Annotated in this window: 4 protein-coding genes; 3 read left to right on the top strand and 1 reads right to left on the bottom strand. The window is 45.7% G+C overall.

Features of this window, described 5'->3' with window-relative positions:
• Nucleotides 1-2,229 (bottom strand): carotenoid oxygenase family protein (locus RMO79_RS20500; RefSeq protein ID WP_310485122.1); only part of this gene is annotated, 2,229 nt, incomplete at its 3' end.
• A 173-nt stretch (nt 2,230-2,402) separates the two neighbouring features.
• Here RMO79_RS20500 and RMO79_RS20505 point away from each other — a divergent pair.
• The 3 genes from RMO79_RS20505 to RMO79_RS20515 form a co-directional block, all read left to right on the top strand.
• Nucleotides 2,403-3,464, top strand: coding sequence for a sugar phosphate nucleotidyltransferase (locus RMO79_RS20505; protein WP_310485123.1), 1,062 nt, complete (start codon nt 2,403-2,405; stop codon nt 3,462-3,464).
• 346 nt (nt 3,465-3,810) lie between these two features.
• On the top strand, nt 3,811-3,972 hold the full coding sequence (locus tag RMO79_RS20510; RefSeq protein WP_310485124.1) for a hypothetical protein: 162 nt from the start codon (nt 3,811-3,813) through the stop codon (nt 3,970-3,972).
• Nucleotides 3,973-4,061: 89 nt separating this feature from the next.
• A partial coding sequence (locus RMO79_RS20515) for a DUF4157 domain-containing protein (RefSeq protein WP_310485125.1) occupies nt 4,062-5,868 on the top strand: 1,807 nt, incomplete at its 3' end.

The raw sequence follows: 5,868 nt of genomic DNA on the forward strand, positions 1-5,868 counted from the left end.
GGCTTGACGTTCGGCGGGGGAATATTTGCCAAATTGAATCGTCGGAATCCAGGTGGAGTGAATGGTTAATCCCAAATTAATCTGGGGATGGCTCAGGCGGTAAATCGGTTTACCTTTAAAGTCATCGGCGTGAAAGATCCAAATCTCATCTTGCGCGACAGTGTGCGGATTTTTGGGTTGAGCATCTGACATAATCACACAGACGATATAACCGTGGGTGGCGAGATCTTTACCCGGTGGACAAGGATCTTTGCTGGGGATAAACTGGGGACTGCGAGCTAAATAACCGATCGGAAATTCAAAGCTATCAGCAATTTCCATCCGCTCTGTATCCAGTCGTAGTAGACTAGCTGGCATATCTGACTGTGGTAAGCCTTCTACGGGGATGACACGGTTATCGCGATCGCGGTATGCTCTGTAAATACGTTTGGGAATGGTTTCCCAGGTAAATCCCCACCCCATCCAATAGAGGCTGGTAATTTTTTCGCCTGTTTCTGTTTCGTAATCGCGGTTGAGATTGCGATGGGTATTGACAGATACCGACCAAGTATTCCGCTTACTGGGATTGTCGCCAGTATCGCTGAGAAAGTTTGCCTTTATTACGGCTCCCGTATTGGCATCGATCGTGTATCGCGCTACGCTATTGAGATCTACTGGTGCGGGTTGGAATCCGCGAAATTCTTTCCGCAGGCATTTGACAGGTGTGACGGGTGGTAAACCTTTATTTACCCCTGCTAATATTTCAATTCCTTTAGTCAGCGCGGGAGTAGCTTCACAGTCGGGATTGACGGATTCGTCGTATTCACCAATCCATTCGGTTACATCCCAACCGCCATTATGTGCCGACATTAAGGTAATTTTGCCGTCGGGATTGCGATAATCGGTAACAAAATGCGAAACTTCGCGCGGGAGGACAATTTTAATCGCCGTTAGCGTCGGCTGTTCCCCTGGTGAAATCGGTCGATCGAGATCGGCTCTCTTGACCAGATACAAGTTAGCATAAGGCAGAGGCTGAACTAATTGCAGAAATACTAGCGACAACCAATAGCCGATTTGGACTGAATATTTGCGAATCGCTCCAAATAAAAACGGCGCGAATATTTGCGAGAGTTCGATTTTAAAGGCAATATCGCCGACGATAATATAATCTTCCGTCAAAGCCATCTGATGAATCGCCTGCAAAATAATTACAGGTTCGCCATTAGGCAATACTAACCGCCACTTTTCAAAACTATTACTGTCAAAGCGATAGCGCACCAAACTGGTAAACGCACCCCACGGATTTTTAAGGATAATTCCCTCTCTCCCCTGCTTATCCTTGAGCCACCGCCGGAACCTGTCGATGACACTGAGTAAACTCAATCCGGCTGAATAATTTGCCGTAATAAATTCCCCCGCGCCATCGCTCGACTGAGATCGATCGCAAACTGGATGTGCGGGATTAGAATAAGGCTGAAAAACTTGCGTCAGCCATGCAGGTTGTTTGGGAGCCAACCCTTGCCAATTACTCGCCGCACCAATCGGTTCGAGCAATTCTAGCGAGTCGGGATCGATAATATGGGGACGCGCCGCATCGAAGGTAGCCAATAGATGCTCTTTAGTAGCCAAAAAAGCTGTATTCATCTGGTTGCGAGTCCCCAGCAATAAGCTATGGCGTACCATCCCCCCATCGAGAAAACGATAGCCAGGTTTATCGAATTTGGGTACTAACTGTGCGGCAAGATCGGCATAATAACACGGCGTTTTCATCATCCGCGTTTTCAGGATTGCTTCGCCTCCTTCAAAACCAAGCCTGTAGAGCATCCCATCGCCATTAAGTACCATTCGATCGCCTCTTGTATATTGGTCGGTACTGAGGGACGTTACAGGTGGCAATGGACAAGCAAAAAAGGCATACCCATACAAATCTAGAGGGAGATCTTTAGTAACGGGAAGTTGCGATCGAACTGCTGCGGGTAATCGATCGGCAGATGCCGTAAAAGTGGTAACATCGGCGGTTAATAAGGTGCCATAAATCGGCTGTTGTTTGGCACTGAGTTCGCGTAGTACCTCAGCATTTACTTCAGCCGCTAATTCTGGACTGAGATAAAAACATAATTGCAATTTAAGCGGCGTAGGATCGTGTTCCATTCGCCGTTTGCGAACATCTGCTAAATTGGTACCGATCGCCGAATACGGTGTAAAATTTACTCTTTCCTCAGCATCCGCAACAGTTTGGACATCAGACATCGATCGTACCTCCGCACATGAAATCATCTCTTATACTACTAGCTTTAACATAATTTAAGCGCGTGTAGTTCCGTTTATTTACTTAACGGATAATCGATCGCTAGAACCGATTCGGTGGTCGTGGTAGTGTAAATTATTGGCATTTCACATTTAGCTACCCCTCGATCGATTCCATGCAACCAAAATTTGTCCCTGTAATTCTTGCTGGTGGTAAAGGCGAACGTTTTTGGCCGTTGAGCCGCAAACAACGCCCCAAACAGTTTCTCTGTCTCGATGGTAGTGGTGAAAGTTTGATTCAAGCCACAGCTAACCGATTACTGCCCATCGTCGGCGATTGGGACGATATTTGGGTAATTACATCTCAACTGCTCGAAACTGGCGTACAGGAGCAATTACCCAGCCTACCAGCAGCAAATTTACTCGCCGAACCAGAAGGTAGAGATACGGCGGCGGCGGTGGCGTGGGCGAGTCTAGAAGTCGCCAAACGGTATGGGGATGATGTGGTAATTGGCTTTTTCCCCGCCGATGCCTGGATTGCTGATGCGGCGGCTTTTGCCAAGACGATCGCGGCGGCGGTAGAATTGGCACATACTCAGGGTGCGATCGTCACATTAGGTATCAATCCCACTTTTCCGTCAATTGGCTACGGCTATATTCAGCAAGGCGAGTCTAGCGGAGAGTACCAGCAATTACAAACTTATCGAGTCGATCGATTTACAGAGAAACCAGATTTAGCAACAGCCAAAGATTTTATTGCTAGTGGCAATTATACCTGGAATAGCGGCATCTTTATTTTCAAAGCCAAAACTGCGATCGCCGAACTCCAGATTTACTCACCAGAATTAATGCAGCTATTAATCGAAACAGGTGTCAGCATTTATCCTACCCTCCCCAAGATTAGTATCGATTATGCCTTGATGGAAAAAACTAAATTAACCCATGTCATTCCTGCCGATTTTGGTTGGGACGACTTGGGCGATTGGAATGCGATCGAGCGACTGATGAAAGGCGATAATATTAATGTCGAATTAGCAAATCATGTCTGTATCGATACTAAAGGCTCGGTACTCTATGCTAGCAATCCCGATGAAGTAGTAGTCACGATCGGTCTAGAAGATGTCGTAGTCGTCCGTGATGGCGATGTCACCTTAATCGTTGCCAAAGATCGTACCCAAGAAATCAAACAAATTGTCAATAAAATCAAGGAAAATCGAGAACTAGATCGCCTATTATAACCTAAAGATAGGCAGGGTGGTTTCATACAAGAAAAGAAAAATGTCAAACCCCTAGTGCTTAGTCTTTAACCACCCGCTAATGACAAAAGTCCACTCAAGTGGACTGAAAGATTTTCCTTCCGGTGTATGAAACCACCCTGCTATAACCTAAAGATAGGGGGTGCGATCGTCCCAGTATAATGCACCCTCGATTTCTATCTTCCGTTTGCATCGCTTGAAGTAATTTTTTTATCCGAACTACTTAAACTCGATCGGTAGTATTGCCGTAACCTCAGTTCGATCGAAATAGCTGTTTAGATGGTACCATATACATATGCTTTGAAATTATCAGCTTGTGAGGTAAGCAATGGATTACCATCGACAGATTCGGCGACAAACAACCGACGATCGAACATTACAACTGCTACCGAGTCGAGCTTTTAAGACAAATACTTTACAAACTAGTAGCTTTGGAGTGCCGCAAAGATCGGTAGCAGCCACTCCCACAAAGAAATCTCTGACTATATAACTAAAGGCACCGCAGAGATTGTATAAAATTTCGATTGTTTGACTGGTTGTACCTCGATCTTTACCCATAGAAAGGATGGATTGTCAATTATGTCCGATCTCCTCAGTACGACTGCTAAAAAACGCCAGAATTTGGATTCTACATTCAAAGTGAGTCCGTTTCAGGCGCGTGGCTTTGGGGTACAGCAAACAGCAGCGGAGTCAGCTCCATTAAGTAAAGCCCAGTTGTGGGAAAACTACGAGCAAGCAAAGCAGTTAAATCAGAATGGGGCGAACATTTCCAATCCTACAACATTACCAATTCAGACAAAACTATCAATCGGGCAACCTGGAGACAAATACGAGCAAGAAGCCGATAGTAACGCACGGAAAGTAATGGCGATGCCAGAGCCAGGATTAGCGACATCGATTGTCACTAGCTCGGTACAAACTCGATCTTCGAGCCAGCCAATTCAAAGAGCTTGTACCGACTGTCAGGAAGAGACGAAAGAAGAATCAAAATCAGAAGAAGATAGCGATCGAATTCAGGCGAAGAGCGAATATGGGCAAATACCCGAACTAACTTCAATTCAGCGAAAGGTAAACTCAGATGATGATGCTCACAGTAGCTCCAACTTAGAGGATCGCTTAAATGGAAGTAAAGGTGGCGGTAGCCCGCTATCGAATGACGTGAGATCGTTTATGGAGCCGCGTTTTGGGGCTGATTTTAGTGGGGTGCGGGTGCATACGGGGAGTGATGCCGTGCAGATGAATCGGGGTGTCAATGCTCAAGCGTTTGCACATGGGAGTGATATTTATTTTGGTGCAGGGAAGTCACCAGGGAATAATGAGCTGACGGCACATGAATTGACTCATGTGATACAGCAAACAGGTGGAGTTCAAACAAAGCAGACTTTTAAGAAGCCAGACGTTCAGCTAAAGTGTGCAGCTTGTGATGAAGAGGAAAATGTACAGAGGTCGGTCGAAATATCCTCTGTTGCGGAAATGGGAGTGCAGAGATCGTGGTTTGGTGATGAGGAGGATGAAAAAAAAGAACCAGAAAATAGTTCGGGTGGAGGCGTTTTAGATTGGGCTAAAGATAAGGCTAGTGGAGCAGTTGACTCTGTCACTCAAGCGGGTGGTGATGCCTTTGATTGGGCGAAAGATAAGGGTGGTGCAGCCGTCGATACTGCCACTGAGGCAGGAAGCGATGCCGTTGATTGGGCGAAAGATAAGGGTAGTGCCGCAGTTGACTCTGTTACTCAAGCTGGTGGTGATGCCGTTGATTGGGCTAGAGAAAAAGGTGAGCAATATAGCAATGAGTTATTTCTCAAGAAAAAAGCTAGTGTAATGGCACAGATTAGTCAAGCAATGCAAAAAGTTGCGGGGCAAGAGTTTGTCTATCTATCAAGCGATCGAATCGCGACTTTGAATGGTCATTTGGCTGCGTTGAGCGAAAAATCGCAGGGTTCGATCGCTTTGCCTGAAATTGCTGCTCAAACTGACTCTACTGACTCAACGGCTCCTCCTGGAACCGAGCCAATTGCAGCATCTGCAATTGAATCACTTTTGCAGAATTTGCAGGCATCTCTTTCTACACCTTTGATGTCTTCTCCAACTTCTGATTTATCTGATTCGGGTAACTCAGAAATAGCTCAAGGCAAGATTCAACGCGCAGCTGTGCTTGCTGCGCCAGTGGCTATAGGTGCAGTTGTAGTTCAGGCTCTGCTTATCATCGGAATCATCGTTATCATCATCCTTGCAGTAGTAAAAATTAAGGATTTAGTAAAAGAAAAGGAACGGGAGGAAGAGAGAGAAAGAGAGGAGAAAAAAAGAAAAGATAGAGAAGAGAAAGAGAAGAAAGAGAAGAAAGATAAGGAAGAGAAAGAAAAGAAAGATAAGGAAGAAGAAACGACTG

Source organism: Chamaesiphon sp. VAR_48_metabat_403, assembly GCF_031422475.1.
Taxonomy (GTDB): Bacteria; Cyanobacteriota; Cyanobacteriia; order Cyanobacteriales; family Chamaesiphonaceae; genus Chamaesiphon.

Bases quoted from the DNA above. Each gene is read 5' to 3' on its own strand.
- RMO79_RS20505 (WP_310485123.1), top strand. From the start codon at position 2,403: ATGCAACCAAAATTTGTCCCTGTAATTCTTGCTGGTGGTAAAGGCGAA.
- RMO79_RS20510 (WP_310485124.1), top strand. From the start codon at position 3,811: ATGGATTACCATCGACAGATTCGGCGACAAACAACCGACGATCGAACA.